At 68.4% G+C, this 22,855-nt stretch carries 23 protein-coding genes and 1 pseudogene; 12 read left to right on the top strand and 12 right to left on the bottom strand.

Annotated features, from left to right (window positions below; translation table 11 throughout):
• Position 1 precedes the first annotated feature (1 nt).
• The 6 genes from ASC46_RS16785 to ASC46_RS16760 form a co-directional block, all read right to left on the bottom strand.
• The gene (locus tag ASC46_RS16785; protein WP_055460452.1) at positions 2 to 760 is read right to left on the bottom strand and encodes an SDR family NAD(P)-dependent oxidoreductase; all 759 of its coding nucleotides are present in this window, start codon (positions 758 to 760) and stop codon (positions 2 to 4) included.
• Positions 757 to 1,551 (bottom strand): shikimate dehydrogenase family protein, encoded by a 795-nt coding sequence (locus ASC46_RS16780; protein ID WP_055460451.1) that lies wholly within the window; start codon positions 1,549 to 1,551, stop codon positions 757 to 759. Before ASC46_RS16780 ends, ASC46_RS16785 begins: the two co-directional genes overlap by 4 nt.
• Before the next feature lie 18 nt (positions 1,552 to 1,569).
• Positions 1,570 to 2,274 carry an ABC transporter ATP-binding protein gene (locus tag ASC46_RS16775; RefSeq protein WP_055460450.1) on the bottom strand — a complete coding sequence of 235 codons (705 nt, stop codon included), beginning with the start codon at positions 2,272 to 2,274 and terminating at the stop codon, positions 1,570 to 1,572.
• Entirely contained in the window at positions 2,258 to 4,093 is a 1,836-nt protein-coding gene (locus ASC46_RS16770) for a branched-chain amino acid ABC transporter ATP-binding protein/permease (RefSeq protein ID WP_245280598.1), read from the bottom strand. The genes ASC46_RS16775 and ASC46_RS16770 overlap by 17 nt, the downstream gene beginning before the upstream one ends.
• Before the next feature lie 4 nt (positions 4,094 to 4,097).
• Positions 4,098 to 4,970, bottom strand: a complete 873-nt coding sequence (locus ASC46_RS16765) for a branched-chain amino acid ABC transporter permease (protein WP_055460448.1) — start codon at positions 4,968 to 4,970, stop codon at positions 4,098 to 4,100.
• Between the two features lie 81 nt (positions 4,971 to 5,051).
• Complete coding sequence (locus ASC46_RS16760; protein WP_055460447.1) at positions 5,052 to 6,266, bottom strand: ABC transporter substrate-binding protein; 1,215 nt, start codon at positions 6,264 to 6,266, stop codon at positions 5,052 to 5,054.
• A 228-nt stretch (positions 6,267 to 6,494) separates the two neighbouring features.
• Here ASC46_RS16760 and ASC46_RS16755 point away from each other — a divergent pair, with 228 nt between their 5' ends.
• The 7 genes from ASC46_RS16755 (at position 6,495) to ASC46_RS16725 (ending at position 11,893) form a co-directional block, all read left to right on the top strand.
• Positions 6,495 to 7,499: an NAD(P)H-quinone oxidoreductase gene (locus ASC46_RS16755; protein WP_055460446.1), complete on the top strand. Its 1,005-nt coding sequence runs from the start codon at positions 6,495 to 6,497 to the stop codon at positions 7,497 to 7,499.
• Complete coding sequence (locus ASC46_RS16750; protein ID WP_055460445.1) at positions 7,492 to 8,271, top strand: SDR family oxidoreductase; 780 nt, start codon at positions 7,492 to 7,494, stop codon at positions 8,269 to 8,271. The genes ASC46_RS16755 and ASC46_RS16750 overlap by 8 nt, the downstream gene beginning before the upstream one ends.
• Positions 8,268 to 9,020 (top strand): SDR family NAD(P)-dependent oxidoreductase, encoded by a 753-nt coding sequence (locus ASC46_RS16745; RefSeq protein ID WP_210166007.1) that lies wholly within the window; start codon positions 8,268 to 8,270, stop codon positions 9,018 to 9,020. The genes ASC46_RS16750 and ASC46_RS16745 overlap by 4 nt, the downstream gene beginning before the upstream one ends.
• Positions 9,021 to 9,067: 47 nt before the next feature.
• Positions 9,068 to 9,784, top strand: a complete 717-nt coding sequence (locus ASC46_RS16740; protein ID WP_055460444.1) for a FadR/GntR family transcriptional regulator — start codon at positions 9,068 to 9,070, stop codon at positions 9,782 to 9,784.
• A gap of 317 nt (positions 9,785 to 10,101) precedes the next feature.
• Positions 10,102 to 10,614, top strand: a complete 513-nt coding sequence (locus tag ASC46_RS16735) for a superoxide dismutase family protein (RefSeq protein ID WP_055460443.1) — start codon at positions 10,102 to 10,104, stop codon at positions 10,612 to 10,614.
• A 38-nt stretch (positions 10,615 to 10,652) separates the two neighbouring features.
• On the top strand, positions 10,653 to 11,384 hold the full coding sequence (locus tag ASC46_RS16730) for a cytochrome c oxidase assembly protein (RefSeq protein ID WP_072249537.1): 732 nt from the start codon (positions 10,653 to 10,655) through the stop codon (positions 11,382 to 11,384).
• Complete coding sequence (locus ASC46_RS16725) at positions 11,381 to 11,893, top strand: CopD family protein (RefSeq protein ID WP_055460441.1); 513 nt, start codon at positions 11,381 to 11,383, stop codon at positions 11,891 to 11,893. The genes ASC46_RS16730 and ASC46_RS16725 overlap by 4 nt, the downstream gene beginning before the upstream one ends.
• On the opposite strand, the gene ASC46_RS16720 is transcribed toward ASC46_RS16725, so the two are convergent.
• Positions 11,857 to 12,357, bottom strand: coding sequence for a DUF2231 domain-containing protein (locus tag ASC46_RS16720; RefSeq protein ID WP_055460513.1), 501 nt, complete (start codon positions 12,355 to 12,357; stop codon positions 11,857 to 11,859). The two genes, ASC46_RS16725 and ASC46_RS16720, sit on opposite strands and share 37 nt — an antisense overlap.
• Before the next feature lie 15 nt (positions 12,358 to 12,372).
• On the opposite strand from ASC46_RS16720, the gene coxB reads away from it, so the two are divergent.
• Genes coxB through ASC46_RS16705 form a run of 3 tightly spaced genes read left to right on the top strand, consistent with a single transcriptional unit; the run spans position 12,373 to position 15,973 of the window.
• Positions 12,373 to 13,068, top strand: coding sequence for a cytochrome c oxidase subunit II (gene coxB / locus ASC46_RS16715; protein ID WP_055460512.1), 696 nt, complete (start codon positions 12,373 to 12,375; stop codon positions 13,066 to 13,068).
• Positions 13,065 to 15,614: a cytochrome c oxidase subunit I gene (gene ctaD, locus ASC46_RS16710; RefSeq protein ID WP_055460440.1), complete on the top strand. Its 2,550-nt coding sequence runs from the start codon at positions 13,065 to 13,067 to the stop codon at positions 15,612 to 15,614. The genes coxB and ctaD overlap by 4 nt, the downstream gene beginning before the upstream one ends.
• On the top strand, positions 15,611 to 15,973 hold the full coding sequence (locus tag ASC46_RS16705; RefSeq protein ID WP_055460439.1) for a hypothetical protein: 363 nt from the start codon (positions 15,611 to 15,613) through the stop codon (positions 15,971 to 15,973). The genes ctaD and ASC46_RS16705 overlap by 4 nt, the downstream gene beginning before the upstream one ends.
• Positions 15,974 to 16,084: 111 nt before the next feature.
• Here the strand turns inward: ASC46_RS16705 and ASC46_RS16700 are convergent, their stop codons facing one another.
• Entirely contained in the window at positions 16,085 to 16,864 is a 780-nt protein-coding gene (locus tag ASC46_RS16700) for a 4'-phosphopantetheinyl transferase family protein (RefSeq protein ID WP_245280605.1), read from the bottom strand.
• Positions 16,861 to 17,124 (bottom strand): hypothetical protein, encoded by a 264-nt coding sequence (locus tag ASC46_RS16695; protein ID WP_055460437.1) that lies wholly within the window; start codon positions 17,122 to 17,124, stop codon positions 16,861 to 16,863. The genes ASC46_RS16700 and ASC46_RS16695 overlap by 4 nt, the downstream gene beginning before the upstream one ends.
• A gap of 183 nt (positions 17,125 to 17,307) precedes the next feature.
• On the opposite strand from ASC46_RS16695, the gene ASC46_RS16690 reads away from it, so the two are divergent.
• A complete protein-coding gene (locus ASC46_RS16690; protein WP_072249535.1) occupies positions 17,308 to 19,701 on the top strand; it encodes a heavy metal translocating P-type ATPase in 2,394 nt (797 codons plus the stop codon).
• A gap of 28 nt (positions 19,702 to 19,729) precedes the next feature.
• Positions 19,730 to 19,890, top strand: a pseudogene (locus tag ASC46_RS21735) (FAD-dependent oxidoreductase); the annotation flags it as partial.
• Between the two features lie 125 nt (positions 19,891 to 20,015).
• Here ASC46_RS21735 and ASC46_RS16685 read toward each other — a convergent pair.
• The 3 genes from ASC46_RS16685 to ASC46_RS16675 are packed head-to-tail and all read right to left on the bottom strand — an operon-like array spanning position 20,016 to position 22,689.
• Positions 20,016 to 20,765, bottom strand: coding sequence for an ABC transporter ATP-binding protein (locus ASC46_RS16685; protein WP_055460435.1), 750 nt, complete (start codon positions 20,763 to 20,765; stop codon positions 20,016 to 20,018).
• A gap of 11 nt (positions 20,766 to 20,776) precedes the next feature.
• The gene (locus ASC46_RS16680) at positions 20,777 to 21,547 is read right to left on the bottom strand and encodes an ABC transporter permease (protein WP_055460434.1); all 771 of its coding nucleotides are present in this window, start codon (positions 21,545 to 21,547) and stop codon (positions 20,777 to 20,779) included.
• A 29-nt stretch (positions 21,548 to 21,576) separates the two neighbouring features.
• Positions 21,577 to 22,689: a glycosyltransferase family 2 protein gene (locus tag ASC46_RS16675; protein WP_157672349.1), complete on the bottom strand. Its 1,113-nt coding sequence runs from the start codon at positions 22,687 to 22,689 to the stop codon at positions 21,577 to 21,579.
• Positions 22,690 to 22,855 lie beyond the last annotated feature (166 nt).

The raw sequence follows: 22,855 nt of genomic DNA, 5'->3' as shown, positions 1-22,855 counted from the left end.
CCTAGATGTACCCGTAGGCGGTCCAGCCGCCGTCGGCGCCTGCGACCTGGCCGGTGATGGCGGAGGCTTCGTCCGATGCCAGGAAGGCGGCGAGTTGGGCGATCTCGTCCGGGCGGATGAGGCGGCCGATGGGCGTACGCACCTCCATGGCCGCGGGGTCGAGCCGGCCCCGCGCGATCAGTTCCTCCAGGAAGGGCGTGCGCACGTAGCCCGGGGCGATGGCGTTGACGCGCACGCCGTGGCGCGCCCACTCGATGGCGAGCGCCTTGGCCATCATGGCAACGCCCGCCTTCGACACGCAGTAGCCAAGGCGCTCGGGCGCCGCGACCACGCCATACATCGAGGAGACGAGAAGGATGACGCCGCGCCCGCGCGGCACCATGCGCCGGCCCGCCTCGTGCGCCGTGACGAAGACGCCGTCGAGATTGACGCTCATCACCCGCCGCCAGCCGGCGAGGTCGAGCTCCAGCGTCGGGCCGTTCTGCGACACGCCCGCATTGGCGATGACGATGTCGAGCGGTCCGAACGCCTGCTCGACCGCATCATAGGCCCGCGCCACGGCGTCCGGATCCTCGACGCTGGCCGTGTGGAGCGTGACGCCCGCGGGCAGGGCCCCGGCCACCTCCGCATCGCGGTCGAGCACCGCCACGCGCGCGCCGCGCGCCGCAAGGAGCCGCACCATGGCGAGCCCGATGCCGGAGCCGCCGCCGGTGACGAGCGCGACGCGGCCGGCAAGATCCTGCGAGCGATCCGTGCTCATGCGCGCATCCCCAGGAAATCGGCCATCAGGTCGAGCTGGCATTCGAGCATCGGCTTGCCGGGATGGACGTGGCAGCCGCGCGCCCGGGCCGCGGCCATGAGCGCCGTCTCCGCCGGCTGCATGATGACCTCCGCCACCGTCTGGCCGCTCGTCAGCCCCGCGATATCGACCGGCAGCGGATCCCCCTCGCTGAGCCCCAGCGAGGTCGCGTTCACGACGAGGGCGTAGCCGCCGACGCCGCCCGGCTCCGTCGTGACGGGCAGCGCGGGGAAGGCCTTGCTGAGGCGTGCGGCCAGATCATCGGACTTCGCCTTGGTGCGATTGGCGATGGCGAGGCGCTTCACGCCCGCCTCGGCAAGCGCGAAGGCGATGGCATTCGCCGCGCCGCCGGCGCCGGCGAGGAGGACGCCCATCCCCTCGGGATCAATGCCCTCGCGCTTGAGGCCGGCGACGAAGCCCTTGCCGTCGAGCATGTCGGCGACGAACCGGCCGTCCGCTTCGCGCCGCACGCAATTGGCCGCCCCGACGCGCCGGACGGTCTCGGAGGCTTCGTCGCACAGCGCGGCGATCGCCGTCTTGTGCGGCACGGTCACGACGAAGCCGCCGAAGTTGCGCACGTGCCGCATGGCGCCGACCACTGCGGCGAGCTCGCCGGCGCCGACATGCATCGGCACCATGACGCCGTCGACGCCGCGCGCCACCATCATGAGGTTGAGCGCCTGCGGCGTCTTCACGTGGTGGATCGGGTCGGCAAGGATGCCCCAGACCCGGGTGGTTCCGGTGATGTTCATCTTGAGTTCCCGCGGCTGTCAGATGCCGAGATAGGCGGTCTTGATGTGCGGATCGGCGAGCAACCCGGCGCCCGTGTTCTCGATGGCGATGCGGCCGTTCTCGATGACATAGGCGCGATGGGCGATCTTGAGCGCGTGGAACGCCTTCTGCTCGACGAGGAGCACGGTGGTGCCCATCTCGCAGATGCGATCGACGATGCCGAACATCTGCTGCACGATGATTGGCGCGAGGCCGAGGGACGGCTCGTCCAGCATCAGCAGCTTGGGATTGGCCATCAGCCCGCGGGCGATGGCGACCATCTGCTGCTCCCCGCCCGACAGGGAGCCGGCGAGCTGGTCGAGCCGCTCGCCGATGCGGGGGAAGAGGTCGAGCACCTCGGCGAAGCGCCTGTCCGCTCCGGCCCGCGCGGCGGGATGGTAGGCGCCCATGAGCACGTTGTCGCGCACGCTCATCACCGGGAACAGCTGGCGCGCCTCCGGCACCTGGATGAGACCGCGGCCCACGATGTCGGCCGGCGCCATGCCGGCGATGTCGGTGCCGTCGAACGTGATGCGGCCGGCGCTCGGCTTCACGAGCCCCGAAATGGCGCGCAGCAGCGTCGTCTTGCCCGCGCCGTTGGCGCCGATGATGGTGACCACCTCGCCGCGCCCGACTTCGATGGACACGTCCTGAAGGATGACGGTGCGCCCGTAGCCGGCGGTGACATTAGAGACCTTGAGCATCGACGAAGTCCTCTCCGAGATAGGCCTCGATAACGCGGCGGTTGCGCACCACCTCCCGGGGATCGCCCTGCGCGATGACCTTGCCGGAATCGATGACGACGATGCGGTCCGACAGGCTCATGATGGCTTGCATGTTGTGCTCGATGGCGATGACCGTGACGCCCGTGTCCCGGATGGTGCGGATGAGCTCCACCATCTTCTGGGTGTCGGTCTGGTTCTGGCCCGCCATGACCTCGTCGAGCAGCAGGATCGACGGCTCGGTGGCGAGGGTGCGGGCAACCTCGAGGCGCTTCAGATCACCGATGGGCAGGTTGCGCGCCTCGACGTCCTTCACGTGGAGGAGGCCGACGAGCCGCGCGATGCGCAGGGCCGCGGCGCGTGCGTCGTCCACCGACGTGTGGCGCATGAAGGCGCCGATCATGATGTTCTCGATCACCGTCAGCTTGCCGAAGGGCTGCACGATCTGGAACGTGCGGCCGACGCCGAGGCGGGCATATTCGTCCGCCCGCGCCGGCGTCACCGGCCGGCCTTCGGCATCATAGATGACCACCGTGCCGGACGTCGGCTTCAGGAAGCCGGAGATCTGGTTGAACAAAGTCGTCTTGCCGGCGCCGTTCGGCCCGATGACGCCGAGGATCTCGCCGCGCCTGAGCGTGATCGACACATGGTCGGTCGCCGTGAGGCCGCCGAACTTCATGACGAGGTCGCGCGTCTCCAGCACCGGCTCGCCGGGCGTACCTTCGATGTGGCGCAGGGCCGGCGCCTCCCTGTCGGGCGCCACGCGCCGGCCCGGCAGCCTGTCGATGAGGGCCGTGACACGCGGCCCGAAGGTGCCGGCGAGGCCCCCCGGCAGCGTCAGGGTGATGAGCACGAGCACGACACCGTAGACGAAGCCGTGCAGGCCGTTGGCGGAAGCGCCGAGCCAGCCGCGCGCGAGCTCGGCGATCGGCACGACGAGAACGGTGCCGAGGAGCGGCCCCGCCACCGTGCCGAGCCCGCCGATGAGCGCGAACATGGCGATCGACACGGAGTTCGCCAGCGAGAACATCGTCTCCGGCTCGAGAAAGGTGAGATACATGGCGTGGAAGGAGCCGAAGAGGCTCGTCAGCCCCGCCGAGATCATCACGGCCTTGAGCTTGACGTCCGTATTGGAGATGCCGGCCGCCGAGGCGGCGTCCTCGCGCTCGCGCACGGCGGTGAGACAGTAGCCGAGGCGCGAGGTGCGGATGGCGTAGGAGACGGCGAGCGTTGCCAATAGCAGGCCGAAGGCGATGTAGAGATAGTTGATCTTGTCCTGGAAGATCATCCACGCCCAGCCGAGCTTGAGCGGCACGATGAGCCCGGCCGAGCCGCCGGTGAAGCCGTGGAAATGGATCGCGAGCAGGCGCACCACTTCAAGGAAGGCGATGGTCGCGAGCGCGAAGAACGGGCCGCGCAGGCGAAAGCACGGATAGCCGATGAAAACCGAGACCGCGACGGAGACGGCGGCGCCGACCCACATGCCGAGCCACGGCGTCAGCCCGAAGTGCTGGATGAGCAGCGCCGTCGTATAGGCGCCGATGCCGTAGAACACCATGTGGCCGAGCGACAACTGCCCCGCATACCCGCCGACGATGTTCCAGGCCGTCGACAGGCCGGCGAAGACGCAGATCGTGACGAAGACGTGCACGATGAAGGGCGAATCGACGACGATCGGAATGACGAGGATGAGCGACAGGGCCGCGAGCGACGTGTAGACGCGCGGGTTGCCGAGCCAGGCCATGAGCGCGGCGAGACGGCCGGCAGGGGGAGCTTCGCTCAACGAGACTCTTACGGTCATGGGCTCACTCCGTGCCGCGGCCGAAGCCGAACAGGCCGGTCGGCTTGAAGATGAGGATAAGGATGAAGATCGCGAAATAGACGACCTCCTTGAGGTCGGGCGCGATGTAGTAGCCGGACAGGCTGTCGACGATGCCGATGATCATGGCGCCGAGAAAGGCGCCGTACATGCTGCGCATGCCGCCGAGCACAACGACGACGAAGGCGGTCAGCACGAAATAGGTGCCGATGGTCGGCGTCACCGGGAACAGCGGCGAGATGAGCGCGCTCGCAAGGCCGACGCAGGCGGCCCCGAGGCCGAAGGCGATGACGTAGATGCGGTCGACGCGGACGCCCATGAGCTGGGCCGCGTTGCGGTTCTGAGCCGTGGCGCGGATGGCGCGGCCGAGCGGCGTCCTCTGCATGAAGAGGTGCAGACCGGCGACGAGCACGAGCGCGCTCGCGAGCATCACGACCTGGGCATGGAGCACGGTGTAGCCGCCGATCGACAGCGGCTGGCGCACGCCGGGCGCCTGCACCGAATAGAGATCGGCGCCGAAGACGAGGAGCGCGAGATTGATGAGCGCGGTGGAGAGGCCGACCGTGGCGAAGATCTGGATGTGCTCGTCGGCCCCGAGAAGCGGCTGGATGATGAAGCGCTGCACCAGCGCCCCCACGGCAAACAGCATGAGCACCATCGGCACCGCCGAGACGTAGGGGTGCAGGCCAAGATGCAGCGACAGAAGATAGACCGCATACATCCCGACCATCAGGAATTCGCCATGGGCGAAGTTGACGACCCTGACGATGCCGAAGATCAGCGTCAGCCCGACGCTGATGATGGCGTACATGCTGCCGAGCATGATGCCGTTGAGGATGAGCTGGACAAGCACGTCCATCGCGAGGCCTCCCGACCGCGAAAAATTGTTCTTCGTTGCTGACCGGGGCGCGGCAGGCACGCCCCGGTTCGGGCGGGCACGCTACTCGGCGCCGATGCCGGTCTTTATCTCGGCGACCGCGGCATCGGCCGGGAAGACCGTGACGAGTTCGCCGCCCTGCCACTGCATCAGGAAGGGTGTGGCGCGCTCGTTCTGGCCAGCCTCGTTGAACTTGGCGCCCCAGCCGGTCGCCGTCGTGCCCTCGGTGACATCGACCGCCATCACCGCCTCGCGGATGGCCGGGGCCGTCAGGTCCTTGGCGGCGGCCATGGCGTCGAGCAGCACCTTGGCGCCCATGTAGTTGGCGAGGCTGTGGCCGGAGCGCGGCGCCGTGCCGTATTTTGCCTCGTACTTCTTCACGAATTCCTCGATGCCGGGAGCGGCCTTGGGATTGGTACGATATTGGGTGAAGTCGACATTGAGCGCGCCCTCCATATTCTCGGGGCCCACCGCCTGCATGGTGTCACGGAGGGAATAGCCGCCGCCCGCACCCATCACGGCCTTGGGCTTGAAGCCCTGCTCCTTCATCTGGCGGAAGAAGAGCACCGTGTCGTTCTGGTAGGAGGTCTGCAGCACGACGTCGGCCCCGGCCGACTTGAGGCGCAGGATGACCGGCGTCAGGTCGACCGACTTCGCCGAATAGGGCAGCGTCTCGACGAGGTTGAGCCCCACCTCCTTGGCGCGCGCCTGCTGGTAGCCGGCGACCGTCTGGCCATAGAGCGAATCCTCGTGGATGATCGCCACCTTGAGGCTCTTGGCGTCGGTGCCGAGCGCCGGCGCCACCGCCTCGGCCACCGCATCGACCATGCGGTTGGCGAAGATGCGCGCCGTCGGATTGGTGCGGTAGACGTTCTTGAAGCCGCGCTCGGTGATCGGATCGGAAATGGCGCCGAGCTCGAAGTAAGGCACGCCGGCAAGTTCGGCGACCTGGGTCGCGGCAAGCGACAACGACGAGGAATAGGTGCCGAAGATCACCGACACCTTGTCGACGGAAGTGAGGCGCCGCGCCTCGCCCACCGCCTGGTTGGGATCGACGGCGTCGCCCCGCACCATCTCGATCTTGCGGCCGTTGAGGCCGCCGGCGGCGTTGCGCTCCTCGATGGCGAGCTCCAGGCCGCGGAAGCTCTCGTCGCCGAGCAGGGCAAGGCCGCCGGAGAAAGGATAGAGCGCGCCGATCCTGACGGCATCCTGAGCGAAAGACGGCGCTGCGGACAGCGCCAGGCCGGCGGCCAGCGCCGCCTTGATAAGAACCTTCATCGTTTCCTCCTTCTACCCCGCGGCGGCGCCGCGCGGGCAGCCCCATGGCAGGCGGCCTCTTGGCAGTCCCTGGGCCGGCGGCCGGTCTTATTGTTCCCGGTCCGGCGCGGATAATGGAGATAACCAAGTTGCCTGACAAGTAGCAAATTGCTACGAACGACGACGATGATTAGATGCGACGGTAGCCCGCTCCCGGGCCGGCCAAGTTGCACAGCCGGAGGAAAGTCCATGACCGTTCCCGCTTCCATGCGGCAGGCCCGTTTCGACGGCGCCGGCGGCCCCGAGGTGATCCGCGTCGAAACCGCGCCCGTCCCGACACCCGGCCCCGGACAGGTGCTCATCGAAGTGGCGGCGGCCGGCGTCAACCGGCCGGACTGCCTGCAGCGGGCCGGCAACTATCCCCCGCCCCCCGGCGCGACCGACATCCCGGGGCTCGAGGTCGCCGGCACCGTCGTCGCCGTCGGCGAAGGCGTGACGAGCCCGCGGCCGGGCGAGAAGGTCTGCGCCCTCGTCATCAGCGGCGGCTATGCGGAATATTGCGTGGCCGACGCCCCGCTGTGCCTGCCCGTGCCGGTGCCGCTCTCTCTGACCGAGGCGGCCGGCCTGCCGGAGACCTATTTCACGGTCTACGATAACCTCTTCACCCGCGGGCGGCTCCGGGAGGGCGAGACGCTGCTCGTCCACGGCGGCTCGAGCGGCATCGGCTCCACCGCGATCCAGCTCGCCAAGGCCTTCGGCGCCGCTGTCTACGCCACCGCCGGATCGCAGGAGAAATGCGACTTCTGCCTCGGTCTCGGCGCCGATGCCGCCATCAACTACCGCGAAAAGGATTTCGTCGCCGAGGTCAAGGCGCTCACCGGCGGGCGCGGCGTCGACGTCGTGCTCGACATGGTCGGTGGCCCCTATATCGCGCGCAACCTCAGCGTCCTCGCCGTCGAGGGCCGTCTGGTGCAGATCGCGTTCCTGCAGACGAGCAAGGTCGAGATCGACCTGATGCCGCTGATGCTGAAACGCCAAACCATCACCGGATCGACGCTGCGCGCCCGCTCCGTCGCGCTCAAGAAGGCGATCGCCGACGAATTGCGCGCGAAGGTGTGGCCGCTCCTCGAAGCGGGCAGGGTGCGCCCCATCGTGCACGCCACCTTCCCGCTTGCCGAGACGCGCGCCGCGCACGAGCTGATGGAATCGAGCGCCCATCAGGGCAAGATCATGCTGGAGATGCGCCGTGACTGACGCGGGCTCCCATGCCGGTCGAGTGGCGCTGGTGACGGGCGCCGGGCGGGGCATCGGCCGCGCCATTGCCGATGCCCATGCGGCCGCAGGCGCCGGCGTCATCTATCTCGACCACGACAGGGCGCTCGCAGAAGAAGCGGCCAGGGTCGCGATGGCCCGGGGCTGGCGCGCCGTCGCCGTGGCGGCAGACGTCGCGGACGAGGCGTCGGTCGCGGCGGCCGTCAGGCACGGCACCGAGACGCTCGGTCCCGTCACGCTGCTCGTCAACAACGCCGGCATCTCGCCAAAATCGGGCAGCGCCGGCGGTAAGGCCTTCGTCTGGGAGATGCAGGCGGCGGAGTGGCGCCGCGTGCTCGACGTGAACCTGACGGGCGCCTTCCTGGTGACGCGCGCGGTCGTGCCGCAGATGCGCGAAGCCGGATACGGGCGCATCGTCAGCATCTCCTCCGTCGCCGGCCGCACCTATTGCGACATCGTCGGCGTGCATTATGCGGCGACCAAGGCGGCGCTCATCGGCTTCACCAAGCATCTGGCCGGCGAACTCGGCCCCTCCGGCATCACGGTCAATGCCGTCGCCCCCGGCCGCATCGACACGCCCCTCATGCGCGGCACGGCCGCGGAGGCCAACGAAGCCGTTCGGCTGGCAACGCCGCTGCAAAGGCTCGGCACGCCCGACGAGGTCGCCGGGATGTGCCTCTTCCTGACCTCCGACAAGGCCGCCTTCGTGACCGGCCAGGTCTGCGACGTCGCCGGCGGATGGCTGATGACATGAGCGCGCCGATCATCGACTTCACCGGACGGACCCTGCTGCTGACCGGCGCCAATGGCGCCATCGGCCGCGCCATCGCCCGCCTCTTCCATGCCCTCGGCGCCAGTTGCGGCCTGACCGACCTCGACGTCGAAGGCCTCGCTGCCTTCGCAGGCGAGTTCGACCCCTCTGGTGCCCGCATCCTCGTGCTGCGCCAGGACGCAGCGTCGCAGGCGGATGCCGAGGCGGCGGCGCAGCGCACGGCCGAACGCTTCGGCCGCATCGATCATGTCGTCACTGCCGCCGGCCTCTACCGGGAGCGGCTTGTGAAGGACATGGACGAGGAGCACTGGCGCCGCTCGCTCGCCGTCAATCTCGACGGCGTTTTCTACACCTGCCGGGCCGCCGTGCCGCATCTCGCCGAGGGCGGCGCCGTCGTCAATATCGCCTCCATGGCCGGTCACCGCGGCAGCCTCGCGCATGCAGACTATGCCGCCGCCAAGGGCGGCGTGCTCACCTTCTCCCGCTCGCTCGCGCGGGAGCTTGCGCCGCGCGTCAGGGTCAACGCCGTCTCGCCAGGGCTCATCGAAGGGCCGATGGTGCAGCATCTCATGGAGGTGCGGGGGCCGGCGCTCCTTGCTGAGACGCCCCTCAAGCGCCTCGGCACGCCGGACGAGGTCGCCCGCGTCGTCGCCTTCCTCTCATCCGACTGGGCCTCCTTCGTCACCGGCGAGACTGTGCATGTCAACGGTGGGCTGTACATTGCGAGCTGAAGGCGCCACAGGGGCGGAGAAGGCCAGTCGATGCCTGGAATGATGCGATGACCCAGTCCCACGATTTCCTCGACCGAGCCCCCTCGCTCGCCGACACGCTGGCGCACAGGCTGCGCCAGGAGATCGCCGCCGGGCGCATGCGGCCGGGCGAACGCCTGCCGACCGAGCAGCAGATCTCCGAACGCTACGGCGTCAGCAGGCCGACGGTCCGCGAGGCCATCGGCCGGCTGAAGCACGACGGCCTCGTCGTCACGCGCCAGGGCGCCGGCGCCTTCATCGCCGAGCCGGGCGCACTTGCTGTTTTCCGCCTCGACGTCGAGGATTTCACCAACCGCGACGAGATCCGCAACATCGTCGAATTGCTCATGGCCGTCGAGGCGACCGCGACGGAGCTGGCCGCCCAGCGCCGCGGCGAGGAGGACCTCGCCGCCATCCAGGCGCAGCTCGACGCGATGCAGGCCGCGATCGACCGCGGCGAGCCGGGTGTCGACGAGGACATGGCCTTCCATCGCGCCATCGTCGATGCGACCGGCAATCCCTTCTTCCGCGACCTGTCCGACTTCCTCGACAGGCGCGTGCGCCATTTCATCCGCACCGCCCGCGCCAACACGGCGCGCATGGGCGGCCTGACCCAGGCAGTCCAGGCCGAGCACCAGGCGATCTTCGACATGATCGCCAAGGCCGACCCGGTCGGCGCGCGGCGCGCGGCGGAAACCCACCTGCGCAATGCCGCCGAGCGCCTGTCGCTCTATTTCGCGAAATAGCGGCACGGATCGGCGTCCCGCGCCCGGCGCCACACCCCGGGAACCATTCGGCCTTCGTGACGTTACCCCACGGACGTAACGGAGGCTGCGAGTGTCCAGCGGGCGCGTCCCTGAGCGATACCTCCTGATATCCTCGACTGGCGACGGCAGGTCCGACCCGCCGGAAGTGGCGGTTGCGCGCAGGGCCATCCGCCCTCCGCGCGTCGAGCCGCGGTTCACGCGGGCGCACGCCGCCTCACCACCGGACCCTGCTGTTGGACGCCCGCGCCATGCCTGGCGTCGCGGCTGCCGGCAACCTGTGGAGGAGGGAGATTGCCATGAGAATGATCGGAGCTATCGCCGCAGCATTGGCCTTCACGGCCGGCGGGGCCCTCGCTCAGGAAGCGGCGACCGCGACGGCGAATTTCGTCGATGCCAAGGGCGAGGCGAACGGCAACGCCCGCTTGACCGCCGTTCCCAGCGGCGGCGTCCTGATCGCCATCGAGATCACGGGCCTGCCTGCCGGCCAGCGGGTCGCCTTCCACGTGCACGAGACGGGCAGCTGCGACCACACCACCGGCCATGATTCCGCCGGCGGCCATTTCAACCCGACCTCGAAGGAACACGGCTACAAGGTGGCGGGCGGGCCCCATGCCGGCGACATGCCGAACCAGTACGTCGGCAGCGACGGAACGCTGCGGGCCGATGTCTTCAATCCCGCCGTCACTCTGGACAAGGGCGAGGCCGGCATCGTCGGGCGCGCGCTCATGATCCACGCCGAGCCCGACGACTACGAGAGCCAGCCCTCCGGCAATGCCGGCAACAGGATCGCCTGCGCCGTCATCGAATAGCCGGCCGTGACACGGCCGCTCGAACGCCGAGGCCCATGATGGACGAGATCTACTGCGGTCCCGCGCCGACGCCAGCGACCCTGCCGGCGAGCTGGAATATCGACGCGCCCGCGGCCGTCCTGTGCCTTCTCCTCATCGCGCTCTACGCCGTGCGGGGCGAGCGCGACCGGCGCGCCGCCTTCGCGCTGGCGGTGCTGCTCGTCGCCGCGCTGTTCATGTCGCCGCTCTGCGCCCTGACGGCGGCGCTGTTTTCGGCCCGCGCTGTCCACCACGTGCTGCTCGTGGCCGTGGCGGCGCCCCTGCTCGCCGCGAGCTTCCCCACCCGCCGCAGCGGCGGCCGGCCAAGGGGCCTCGCGCTCCTCGTCGCCCTTCACGGCCTCGTGTTCTGGGCCTGGCACGCGCCGGCACTCTATGACGCCGCCATCCGCTCGCCGGGGCTCTACTGGCTGATGCAGCTGAGCCTGCTCGGCACGGGCGTCCTCCTGTGGCGGGCGGTGCTGCGCGATACCCGCACCGGCGCGGCGCTCCTCGTGCTGCTCGCGACGGTGGTGCAGATGGGCTTCCTCGGCGCGCTGCTCACCTTCGCCCGGGAACCGCTGTACCAGGCTCATTTCCTGACGACGGCGGCCTTCGGCCTCGACCCGCGGCAGGACCAGCAGCTCGCGGGTCTCGTCATGTGGGTGCCGGCGGCGCTGCCCTATCTCGCCGCCGCGCTCTACCTGGCATTCGTGCGGCTCGGTGCCGGCACGGCGGAGCCGCGGGCGGGATGATCTGGCTCAAGCTCGTGCATATCGCCGCCATCGCGCTGTGGAGCGGCGCCCTCATCAGCCTGCCGGCCCTCTACGTCCAGCGCGCGCATGTCGACAGCACGGCTTCCCTCCACCGCCTGCAGGCGCTCGTGCGGTTTCTCTACGTCAACGTGCTGTCGCCCGCCGCCTTCCTCGCCATCGCCTCCGGAACCGCCCTCATCTTCCTGCGCGAGACCTTCGAGCCCTGGTTTTCGCTGAAGCTCGCCCTCGCCGGGGCAATGACCGCCATCCACATCATGACGGGTCAGGTCATCATCCGGCTCTTTGACGCGGATGAGATCTACCCCCTGTGGCGCTTCACGGCCACAACAGTGCTGACACTCGCCGTGGTCACGTCGATCCTGACCGTCGTGCTGGGCAAGCCCGACCTGCCGGCCCTGCTACCCGATGCCTTTGGCGAGCCGGGGGCGCTGCGCCGCCTGATTCTGCGGCCTCAGTCCCTGTCCGAAATCATGAGGCCTATACCGTGATCGAAAACGAGCTTGCCGCCGTGCCAGCCCGCCATCCCTGTCAGGACCATGGCCAGGACCGAAACGAGCAGCCCGTGTGGCAGTACCTCGATGTCGCCGGAAAGGCGCAGGCCCCAGTTCAAGCCCATGACGGCGATGAGGCTCATCGCGGCCACCGCGTGGCTCCAGCTCGCCACGCGCACCCGGATGCCCGGCACGAGCAGCAGCTCGGCGGTGCCGACAAGGCCCGCGCCGATGCCGGCGGCGAAGGCGCCGCCCGAGGACCACAGGCCCGCCCGCACCCAGAACGGATCCCCGCTCCACCAGTAGAAGACGTCACAGCCCAGGGTCACGACGACGAGCGCGATGGGGAAATGCACGGTCATGGCATGGATGGGATGGCCGGCCACCGCGACGGTGGAACTCGTGTCCTTCCCCGCGACCTCCTCCATGACCGGATTGGGCGCCTCGCTCTTGTCGTTCATCGCAGTCCTCGACCGATCTCGAACAACGTCGGCCCACATCCATGGTTCCACCGCGCCGCCGCCGGTGCCGCGGCCCTTCCCGCCGCCGGCTGCAGCGGCGACTACTCGACGCTCGCCCCCGCGGGCCCCGCGGCCGAGGCCATCGCGCTCATCTGGTGGATCATGCTCGCCGGCGCGACCGTCATTTTCCTCGCGACATCGCTGGCGCTCGCGGGCGCCTTCATCCCTTCCATCCGCCCTCTCCTGACGCCGAAGCGGCTCATCCTGTGGGGCGGGCTCGTCGTTCCCTCGCTCGGGCTCACCGCGCTGGTCGCGGGCGCCTTCACGCTCGGCGAGCGCCTGCTGCCGCGCCAGGGCGCCGAGACCCTGCGCATCGAGGTCGTCGCGCGCCAGTTCGCGTGGGAGTTCCGCTATCCCGGCACGCCAGTGGCGACGCGGGACGTGCTGCACATCCCGGTTGGGCGTGACATCGATTTCGCCGTGACCAGCGAGGACGTCATCCATTCCTTCTGGATCCCGCGGCTCGGGGGCAAGATCGACGCCATCCCGGGCCATAAAAACATCGTGCGGCTGAGGGCCGACGCCCCAGGCACCTATGGCGGCATATGCGCCGAATATTGCGGCGAGGGCCACGCGCCGATGCGCTTCATCGTCATCGCCCACGCGCCGGAGGACTACGAGGCGGCGCTGACCTCCGAGGCCGCGCGATGACGACGGCTCCGCACGAACCGCGCGTGGCCCCGCCGGACGCGCCTCCCTCCGCCCTCCGCCTGCACCGGGAACTGTCGGCGATCTGGGACACGCCGCCCGGCTGGGGACGGCTCTCCGCAGTCAACCACACCATACTCGGCAAGCGCTTCATCATCGCCGCTTTCGTTTTCTTCGTGATCGGCGGCCTGCTCGCCATGCTGATCCGCGTGCAGCTCGCCACCTCGGGCAGCGCCTTCGTCGGACCGGAGATCTACGGCCAGATCTTCACCATGCACGGCACGGTCATGATGTTCCTGTTCGCGATCCCGATGTTCGAGGGCTTCGCGATCTACCTGCTGCCCAAGCTGCTCGGCACGCGCGACATGGCCTTCCCGCGCCTCACCGCCTACGGCTTCTGGTGCTACGTGCTCGGCGGCTCGATCCTCGTGGGCGCCATGCTCGCCGGCGTCGCGCCGGCGAGCGGCTGGTTCATGTACACGCCGCTCTCCTCCTCCGCCTATACGCCCGGCATCAGCGCGGACGTCTGGCTGCTGGGCATCACCTTTGTCGAGATTTCGGCGCTCGCCGCGGCGGTCGAGATCATCGTCACGGTGCTGAAGCTGCGCGCGCCCGGCATGTCCCTCGACCGCATGCCGATCATGGCGTGGTACCTGCTGATCGTCGCCTTCATGATGCTCTTCGGCTTCCCGCCGCTGATCCTCGGCTCGATCCTCCTCGAGCTCGAGCGCGCCGCGGACCTGCCCTTCTTCGACCCGACGCGGGGCGGCGATCCCCTGCTCTGGCAGCACCTGTTCTGGCTCTTCGCTCATCCTGAGGTCTACATCATCTTCCTGCCGGCGGCCGGGGCGATATCGACCATCCTCCCGACCTTCGCCCGCCATGAGCTTGTCGGCTACCGTATCATCGTCGTGGCCGTGATCGCGGTGGCCTTCCTCTCCTTCGGGCTGTGGGTGCACCACATGTTCACCGTCGGCATCCCGCATCTGGCGCTCGCCTTCTTCTCGGCCGCCAGCGGGCTGGTGGCGATCCCCACCGCCGTGCAGATCTTCGCCTGGATCGCCACCCTGGCGCAGGGACGCCTGCGCTGGGACGTGCCGATGCTCTATCTCGCCGGCTTCTTCGTCATCTTCGTCATCGGCGGGCTGACCGGCGTCATGGTCGCCATGGTGCCCTTCAATCTCCAGGCCCACGACACGCACTTCATCGTCGCGCACCTGCACTATGTGCTCATCGGCGGCTTCGTCTTCCCGATGATGGCGGCCACCTATTACTGGCTCCCGCACTTCACGGGCCGCCTCGCCGACCACCGCCTGTCCGTCCCGGCTTTCTGGCTGATCTTCGGCGGTTTCAACCTCACCTTCTTCCTGATGCATCTGACGGGCCTCCTCGGCATGCCGCGGCGCGTCGCGACCTATGCCGCCGAGGCCGGCTGGGACTGGCTGAACCTCCTGTCCTCCGTCGGCGGCTTCGTGATGACGGCCGGCTTCGCCCTCTTCGCGGCCGACGTTCTCATGCAGATCCGCTTCGGCAAGGGCTTTCGCCGCAATCCCCACCAGGCCCGCACCCTCGAATGGGCGATGCCCACGCCGCCCACGCCCTACGCCTTCGCCTCCCTGCCGGACATCACCGACCGGGCAGACAGGCTGGAGCCGGGGGGCCTCGGCAACCGGCTGGCGCGGGGCGAGGGCTATCTCGGCTTCGCCCGCAACCGCTGGCTCGAGACGCTTGGCGTCGACATGGTGTCCGGCAGGCCCGAGCAGCTGATCGTACTGCCGGGACCGACACGCCTGCCCCTCTGGAGCGGTCTCGCCACCTGCGCCTTCGTGCTCTGCCTGCTGTTCAAGCTCTACCTCCTGTCGCTCCTGCCACTCATCGCGGTGGTGTGGCTCTTTCTCGGCTGGACGGCGGCCACCGCCGCGAAGGCGGACCTCGGCCTTCTGCCGGTGGGCCGCGGAAGGGAGCTGCCGCCACACTGGGAGGCCGAACGACCGCCGTCATGGTGGGCGATGATCTTCACGCTCGCCGGCGACGGGACGCTCTTCCTCTCCCTCGTCTTCGGCGCGCTCTTCCTCTGGCTCGTGGCGCCGGGCTGGCCGCCGGGGGAGGTCGTCCTGCCCGCACCGGTGCCCGTGGCGGGCTGCGTCGCCGTCTCTGTGCTGGCAGCCATCGCGGGCAGGAAGGCCGTCACCGTCCTGAGAGCGGGTGGTTCGCCCGCCCTCTGGCTCGGGCTCGGCGCATTGATGCATGCGGCCACCGTCGCGCTTCTCGCCGCGCTGGCCGCCGCCGTGCCCGGCCCGACGACGCACAGCCTCCATGCCGTGACCTTCACCCTTCTCTTTTATGCCGGGCTGCATGCCGGCATCGGCCTCGTCTATGCGGGCTATTGCCTCTGGCGCCAGGGCGGCGGCTATCTCTCGCGCCGGCGCAGCCTCGACCTGCGGATCGCGGCGCTGTGGCACGACTACACGGCCGTCTCCACCATCGTCGCGCTGGCCCTTGCCGTCGCGCTGCCGCTTCTGGCCGTCGTCCCGGAGACGCGGCCATGATCGATGCAACGTCCGGCCGCAAGATCCTGCTCCTGTCGCTCGCCGCGGGCTTCGGCCTCTGGGCGGTCGCCTTCGTGGCGCTCTATGCGATGCTCTCCATCGGCTGCGCCTTCGGTTGGGACAGGGGAAGCCTCGTGCTCGGCCTATCGCTGCAGCGCCTGCAGCTCCTTCTGCTGCTCGGGATCTTCCTCGCGCTGCACGTCGCTCTCGTCGTCGGGCTAAGCGCGCGACAGCAGCGCTCTGACACCGCGACGGACCGTTTTCTTCATTCGGCTGCCCGTCTCGCGGCCATCGCCGCCCTGGCCGCAAGTATGTTCACCTATTGCGGCACCGTACTCCTGACCACCTGCAATCCGTGATGGCACGGTCCGTCTCAGTCGTCGGCACTGGCGACCGCCCCACCCGCCGACTTGCGGAACACCCGCCGCACATGACCTTGGACGAGGCGCGGCGGCGAGCCGCACAGCGTGTCAGAGGCGCATGCGCCAGAGATGCAGCCGCTTCGGAACGCCGTCGGAGGCAAGGGCCGCATAGACCGGCGGCACCGACAGGTCGGTGAGCCACCACCCCGGCTGACCGGACGGATCGACGTCAAAGAACGCCCGGAACGGCGCCGCCTCGGGCTCAGTGCCGACGAAGAACGCATGCAGCGGCAAGTGCAGCCCCACACCCATGGCCTTGGTCAGCGCCTCCTTGCGCGTCCAGCAGCGCAGGAAGACGTTTTGCTTCGCGGCAGGGGCACGTTCGCCGGCGATGGCCAGCCATTCATTCACATGGAAATGCTGACGCGCGATCTCGTCGATATCGTCCATGACGCGCGCCACCTCGATGTCGATGCCCACACGCATGCCGGACGCAACGGCGATCAGCGCCATGTCCGCACTGCGCGAGGTATTGAAATCGAGGCCCTGGACACGCGCCCCTTCCCGATCGGCAAGGCACGGCCGCCTGATCCCGGTCTCACCGAAGGCGATGTCGCCGGCCGCACAGCCCAGATAGCGAGCAAGCACGAGGCGGCGCAGGATCCGCGCACGGCTGAAGCGCGCGCCATCGTGCGCGAAGCGGTAACGCGCCGCCTTCGCCACCTCGTCGGAGCCAAGGATTCCCTCCGCCTGCGCCCAGTCGCCCTCGTCGAGAGCTGCACTCCAGACGTGCACTTCGCCGTCCGCGGGCCAGGGCGGCACGCCGGGCCCGATCGGCCAACGGTCAGGTGGTCCCGCATCATGGGTAGCTGGTTGGATCATCGTCACCGCAGGCAACACACCGTTTCGGCACGCCGCCCCGCGAGGAAGAGCTGCACGGGCGAAGTGAGCAGGAACTGCCGATGTTCCTCACCCGTCTCTTCGCAGGGGAGCCTGGAGAAATTCATGATCAGCCGCAGCCCGAGCCTGTTGGCGCAATGGATCACATTTCCTCGGATGCAATCGATAGACCTCCCCGCCATGCCGCCGCTGCCGCCGCTGCCGCCGCTGCCGCCGCCGGTGAGCGGCGCGGGGCTCAGCAGTTCCATCCGGGGAAGCAACGGCAACTCGACGATCTCAGTTGTTATTCTGATAGGTCAGTTTGCATCACTCGTCGACCGACCTCGGGAAATGAGGCGTTAACGATCGTGAACCGCCACCGAATGGTCGCTTGACCTTCCCACCGTGGAAGGGGCGATGCTTTGGCCACAACGCCAAGGCAGAGGACCGGCATGAGACATTCGCACGGTGGTCCTGACGGCCACGCCGACGATCGCGCACCTGGTGCCCACGCGGGGCACCACCATCGTGACGGACCTGCGGGCGAGGCCGGGACGGTGAAGGATCCGGTCTGCGGAATGATGGTGAACCCGCACACCACGCCGCACCGGGCGCAGCATGCCGGCCGCACCTATTATTTCTGCTCATCCGGGTGCCGCTCGAAATTCGAGGCGGAGCCGGCGCGATACGCCGGGCCGGGGGCGGGGCAAAAGGCCCGGGGCGTCCCCGAGGGACAGACGATCTACACCTGCCCGATGCATCCGCAGATCCGCCAGGTGGGGCCGGGATCGTGCCCGATCTGCGGCATGGCCCTGGAGCCGGTCGTGGCCGAAGGGGACGGTGGCCACAGCCACGAACTCGTCGACATGAGCCGCCGGTTCTGGATCGGCCTCGCCCTGTCCCTGCCGATCGTGGCTCTGGAGATGGGCGGCCACCTGACGGGCCTCGGCCACTATCTCGGCCAGCAGCAGTCCAACTGGGTCCAGTTGCTCCTCGCGACGCCGGTCGTGCTGTGGGCGGGCTGGCCGTTTTTCGTGCGCGGCTGGTACTCGCTCGTGAACCGCAGCCTCAACATGTTCACGCTCATTGCCATGGGTACCGGCATCGCCTGGCTCTACAGCCTTATCGCGACGCTCGCCCCCGGCATCTTCCCCACCGCCTTCCGCGGGGGAGACGGGTCGGTCGCCGTCTACTTCGAGGCCGCCGCCGTGATCACCGTCCTCGTCCTCCTCGGACAAGTGCTCGAGCTCAAGGCGCGCGAGAATACCAGCGGGGCGATCCGCGCCCTGCTCGATCTCGCGCCAAGGACGGCCCGCCGGATCGGACCGGACGGAACAGAGGAGGAGGTCCAGCTCGATGCCATCGTGGCGGGCGACCGTCTCCGGGTGCGCCCGGGGGAGAAGGTGCCGGTCGACGGCGAGGTCGTCGAAGGGCGCAGTTCCGTCGACGAGTCCATGGTCACCGGCGAGTCGATGCCCGTGACCAAAGAGGTCGGCACCAAGGTCATCGGCGGCACGATGAACCGGTCCGGCGCGCTCGTGATCGAAGCGCGGAAGGTTGGTCGCGACACCATGTTGTCGCAGATCGTCCAACTCGTGGCCGAGGCGCAGCGCAGCCGCGCGCCCATCCAGCGGCTGGCCGACGAGGTCTCGAGCTATTTCGTGCCGGCGGTGATCGTTGTGGCGCTCCTCGCCTTCGCGGCCTGGGGCGTCTGGGGGCCCGAACCACGCCTCGCCTTCGGCCTCGTCGCCGCCGTTTCGGTGCTCATCATCGCCTGCCCCTGCGCGCTCGGCCTCGCCACCCCCATGTCGATCATGGTCGGCATCGGGCGGGGCGCCCAGGCAGGTGTGTTGATCAAGAACGCCGAAGCCCTGGAGCGCATGGAGAAGGTCGACACGATCGTGGTCGACAAGACGGGCACGCTGACCGAAGGCAAGCCCGCCGTCACGGCGGTCGTGCCGGCACCGAATTTCACCGAGGACGAGGTGCTGCGCCTATCGGCCAGCGTCGAGCGAGCGAGCGAGCATCCGCTCGCCGTGGCCATCGTCGAGGCGGCCGAGCGACGCGGCATCGCGACGGCTCCGGTTGCCGACTTCGACTCGCCGACCGGCAAGGGTGCGCTCGGCACGGCCGACGGCCACCATGTCGTGCTCGGCAACAAGGCCTTCCTCGCCGAGCACGGCATCGATGCCGCGCCGCTCGAGCAGCAGGGGGACGACCTTCGGCAGGACGGCGCCACGGCCATCTTCGTCGGCATCGACGGCCGTATCGCCGGCGCCATCGCCATCGCCGACCCCGTCAAGGCCTCGACGCCGCAGGCGCTCGCCGGCCTCGCCGCCGAGGGCATCCGCGTGGTGATGCTCACGGGCGACAACTGGACGACCGCCCGGGCCGTCGCGCGCCGGCTCGGCATCGAGGAGGTCGAGGCCGAGGTGCTGCCGGACGGGAAGAATGCCGTGGTGGAGCGCTACAAGAGCGCCGGGCGCACCGTCGCCATGGCCGGCGACGGCGTGAACGATGCCCCGGCGCTTGCGACGGCCGACATCGGCATCGCCATGGGAACCGGCACCGACGTGGCCATGGAGAGCGCCGGCGTGACCCTGCTCAAGGGCGACCTGACCGGGATCGTTGAGGCACGGCGCCTGTCGCGCGCCACCATGGGCAACATCCGGCAGAATCTGTTCTTCGCCTTCATCTACAATGCCCTTGGCGTGCCGGTTGCCGCGGGCGTCCTTTATCCCTTCCTCGGCATCCTGCTCTCGCCGGTCATCGCGGCGGCGGCCATGGCGCTTTCGTCCGTGAGCGTCATCGGCAACGCCATCCGCCTGCGGGCGATGAAGCTCTGACGGCCGGGCGGGGCATCGCCGCAGGCCCGGCGAGCCCTTGCCGGTCGAAGCCGTGGCGCCGATGCTGATGATCGCCTCGCGCGTGCCGCCCTCATCGCACCGGTCGTGATCGGCGCGGGGCGCAAGCTCTCCTTCAAGCAGTTCGGCAACGGCACGGTGCTGATCGGCGGCGGCCATCTCGCAACGCCCTGCCCGCGCAACCATCGGCATCGCCGACCTCGGCGCCGGAGCGCTCATCGAGGTGGTTGCCGCCGCCGCGAAAGGCCGAGTGCTCATCCGCCCGGCGAGACGCCGCACTCGCAAGCTGATTGTCGTTACGGCTGCTGCCCTTGCTGATACGCGGCCAGTATTTCGTCCACGGCGCCTTCGCGAGCGACGCACCCTCCTTGGAGAAGGATCGCCCGATTGCAGTATTGCCGTATCATTTGCGCGGAATGCGAGGCGAGAACCATGATGCGCGCGTTGTCGATCATGTGCTCGAGGCGCTCCCGCGCCTTGCGGGCAAATGTCTGATCGCCGACGCTAATGAACTCGTCCATCAGCAGTATGTCCGGTACACGGGCCGTGGAGATGGCGAAGGCGAGGCGCAGGCGCATGCCGCTCGAATAGGTGCGCATCGGCAGATGCATGAAGCCGCCAAGTTCGGAAAACTCTTCGACTTCCGGAATCCGACTGCGCGCCTCGGCGATCGACATGCCCAGGAAGACACCGCGCAGCACCACGTTGTCTGCCCCGGTCAGTTCCATATCCATGCCCATCGTCATGTCGAGCAGGGACGATACGCGGCCCTTGATCTCGGCAGCGCCGGTGGACGGCTCGTAAGCGCCCGAGAAGACGCGCAAGAGTGTCGATTTGCCAGCGCCATTGTGGCCGACGAGAGCAAGCCGGTCACCCGGAGCGAGGTCGAGAGTGATGTTCTGCAGCGCGCGCACGGTGACGGCACCATCGTCGTCCGCCTGGACCGTGCCGCCAACACGGGCGAGAAGACTGCTGCGAAGCGACCTGCTGCGCGAGTTGTAGATAGGGAAGGCGACGGAGGCGTCGCGCAGCTTGATGGAGGGCATTGCCGCCTCCTTCACAACCAGTAGACGATGCGCGCGCGAAAGCGTGCAAAAAGCGGGGCCGCGACCAGCGCCATGATGGCGATAATGACGAAGGCCCGGCCATAGAGATCCCAGCTCGGCCATTTGCCGTGAAGCGGCTCTACGACGAGCATCAGGAAAATGGCAAAGGGGTTGTAGCCGACAATGTAATGGGCCTTGTCGCCAAGCTGCTCGACGCGCCACATGATGGGCGTCAGAAAGAAAGCAACCTGCAGAAGACTCTGGATGATCTGTGGCAGATCGCGAAATCGCGTGCACAGGAGACCGATCGTGATCGCAGCGAGGAAGGCCGCAAGCAGCAGGACAACCAGCGCCGGCAGGACGAAGGCGGCGGTGGCGGGAAGCGCCACCCCAAACGCCAGATAGACCAGCACGATGATAACTACGTTGTGCGCCAGCACGAGAAGCTGGCGCACGAGGACACGCATCACAAAGGCGGTTTTCGGAAGAGCCTGCTGTCCGAGATAGTGTCCGGCTTGCGTGAAGACCGTCGTGCTGTCGGTCAGGATACCTGCAACCAACGTCCAGAAGACAATGTTCACAGACAGATAAGGTATGTATTCGTCGACCGGATGATTGAACAGATACGCGTATACGATGCCGATTCCCGCCACGAAGATGCCGGTGCTTAGTGTAATCCAGAACTGTCCGAAACGGGAGCGCTTGTAACGCTGCCTGATGTCATTGAGGCCGAGCAGCAGCCACATCTGCCAGGCACCGAACCCCGCCAGAAGGTCGTCCACGGCACGCCGCCAGTCCGTTCTACTTGGTGTCAGGGCCATTCTGTCGCACGAGGATGGGAAGGTGGGAGAGCTTGGTTGGTCGGATCAACGTCGAGGCCACGGCAGACGGCTTGGCGCTCTTGCCACGGAGGGCTCAAGCGTCTGGCCTTCGCGGCGCCAAGCATGGGCCGTGACGTACGCCGCGCATGCTGGCGCAGGCCGTGGGCTGCGCGCAGGCATGCACCGCCGACGACAGGCAGCGAGGCGATATTGAGAATGGCCGCGCCGATGCGGCGGCGATTGGGCCGCAGATGGGACAGGAGTTCGCGCAGGCCGGCCCGGGCGAGCGCAGCCGCTTCCCGATTGCCGGCCCGCTCTGCCATTGCCCAGCGGGCCAGCAGGGTCCAGCAGAAGCGCGGGGCGATTAGGTCGCGTGACGGAAACCGTTGCTCCTCCGGTCGGTCCGGGAAGCCGGCAAGGAGCTTGCGCGCGTAGATCATCAGCGACCGTTCCATCCTGACCGCATGCGAGGCCGCCCCTTCGTGCCTGCGTCGCAGCACCGTGGGCGCGTCCACATGGATGTTGTGGAAACCGGCGCACATCAGACGCAGGAAGAGGTCGTCATCCTCATAGCCGCTGAGACGCTCGTCGAAGCCGCCGACCGCCGTGAAGGCGTGACGGGAGACGAGGGCCGCCGACGGAAGCACGAACATATCCTGCGCAAGGCATTCATCGAGGCTTCGTTTGGGATGCCGTCCCGGCCGGCCACGCAGGAGGGACGGCTCGAGCAGGCGCCCGCCCGCATCGACGACGGCAACGTCGCTGTAGGCCCAGCCGGTCCGGTCCGTGCCGCCGTCCACAGCTGCCTTGAGATTGGCAAGATGCTGCGGGCACCACACGTCATCCTGGTCGAGGAAGGCGATCCAGTCGCTGCGAGCTTCGGCAACGCCGATATTGCGGGCCGCGGATTGCCCGCCGTTCGGCCTGCGCAGGAGACGCAGCGGCAGACGGCCGACAAAGCGCAGGACCCGGTCCGGGCCGTCGTCGGTCGAGCCGTCATCGACGACGACGACCTCCTGCGGCGCAGCGCTTTGCGCGCAAACGCCCGCCAGAGCCTCCTCTATATGGGCCGCGCCGTTGAACAGTGGGATGACCACGGTCACGGACTCATGCACAGTGCTTGGCATCGTTTCTGCTGACCCCGACCGCGGGTGCATTCGGAACAGGAATAAACCAATCGCTCCGACTGTCCATCGGCAGCACGAGCGAATGGCTGTCGCGCTGCGGCGTGTCGGCGCGAGCGGCGGAAAAGTGCGAAACCGAAGGCAC

The organism is Chelatococcus sambhunathii (assembly GCF_001418005.1).
GTDB lineage: Bacteria > Pseudomonadota > Alphaproteobacteria > Rhizobiales > Beijerinckiaceae > Chelatococcus_A > Chelatococcus_A sambhunathii.
The sequence above is the reverse complement of the archived record's forward strand: the minus strand, read 5'-3'. Positions and strand labels throughout refer to the sequence as shown.

Excerpts from the sequence above, each read along its gene's own strand:
- ASC46_RS16755 (WP_055460446.1), top strand. The coding sequence starts at position 6,495 with ATGACCGTTCCCGCTTCCATGCGGCAGGCCCGTTTCGACGGCGCCGGC.
- ASC46_RS16770 (WP_245280598.1), bottom strand. The coding sequence starts at position 4,093 with ATGACCGTAAGAGTCTCGTTGAGCGAAGCTCCCCCTGCCGGCCGTCTC.
- ASC46_RS16720 (WP_055460513.1), bottom strand. The coding sequence starts at position 12,357 with ATGAACGACAAGAGCGAGGCGCCCAATCCGGTCATGGAGGAGGTCGCG.
- ASC46_RS16725 (WP_055460441.1), top strand. The coding sequence starts at position 11,381 with ATGATCTGGCTCAAGCTCGTGCATATCGCCGCCATCGCGCTGTGGAGC.
- ASC46_RS16690 (WP_072249535.1), top strand. The coding sequence starts at position 17,308 with ATGAGACATTCGCACGGTGGTCCTGACGGCCACGCCGACGATCGCGCA.
- ctaD (WP_055460440.1), top strand. The coding sequence starts at position 13,065 with ATGACGACGGCTCCGCACGAACCGCGCGTGGCCCCGCCGGACGCGCCT.
- ASC46_RS16765 (WP_055460448.1), bottom strand. The coding sequence starts at position 4,970 with ATGGACGTGCTTGTCCAGCTCATCCTCAACGGCATCATGCTCGGCAGC.
- ASC46_RS16780 (WP_055460451.1), bottom strand. The coding sequence starts at position 1,551 with ATGAACATCACCGGAACCACCCGGGTCTGGGGCATCCTTGCCGACCCG.
- ASC46_RS16785 (WP_055460452.1), bottom strand. The coding sequence starts at position 760 with ATGAGCACGGATCGCTCGCAGGATCTTGCCGGCCGCGTCGCGCTCGTC.
- ASC46_RS16730 (WP_072249537.1), top strand. The coding sequence starts at position 10,653 with ATGGACGAGATCTACTGCGGTCCCGCGCCGACGCCAGCGACCCTGCCG.
- ASC46_RS16745 (WP_210166007.1), top strand. The coding sequence starts at position 8,268 with ATGAGCGCGCCGATCATCGACTTCACCGGACGGACCCTGCTGCTGACC.
- ASC46_RS16735 (WP_055460443.1), top strand. The coding sequence starts at position 10,102 with ATGAGAATGATCGGAGCTATCGCCGCAGCATTGGCCTTCACGGCCGGC.
- ASC46_RS16705 (WP_055460439.1), top strand. The coding sequence starts at position 15,611 with ATGATCGATGCAACGTCCGGCCGCAAGATCCTGCTCCTGTCGCTCGCC.
- ASC46_RS16760 (WP_055460447.1), bottom strand. The coding sequence starts at position 6,266 with ATGAAGGTTCTTATCAAGGCGGCGCTGGCCGCCGGCCTGGCGCTGTCC.
- ASC46_RS16740 (WP_055460444.1), top strand. The coding sequence starts at position 9,068 with ATGACCCAGTCCCACGATTTCCTCGACCGAGCCCCCTCGCTCGCCGAC.
- ASC46_RS16775 (WP_055460450.1), bottom strand. The coding sequence starts at position 2,274 with ATGCTCAAGGTCTCTAATGTCACCGCCGGCTACGGGCGCACCGTCATC.
- ASC46_RS16685 (WP_055460435.1), bottom strand. The coding sequence starts at position 20,765 with ATGCCCTCCATCAAGCTGCGCGACGCCTCCGTCGCCTTCCCTATCTAC.
- ASC46_RS16695 (WP_055460437.1), bottom strand. The coding sequence starts at position 17,124 with ATGGAACTGCTGAGCCCCGCGCCGCTCACCGGCGGCGGCAGCGGCGGC.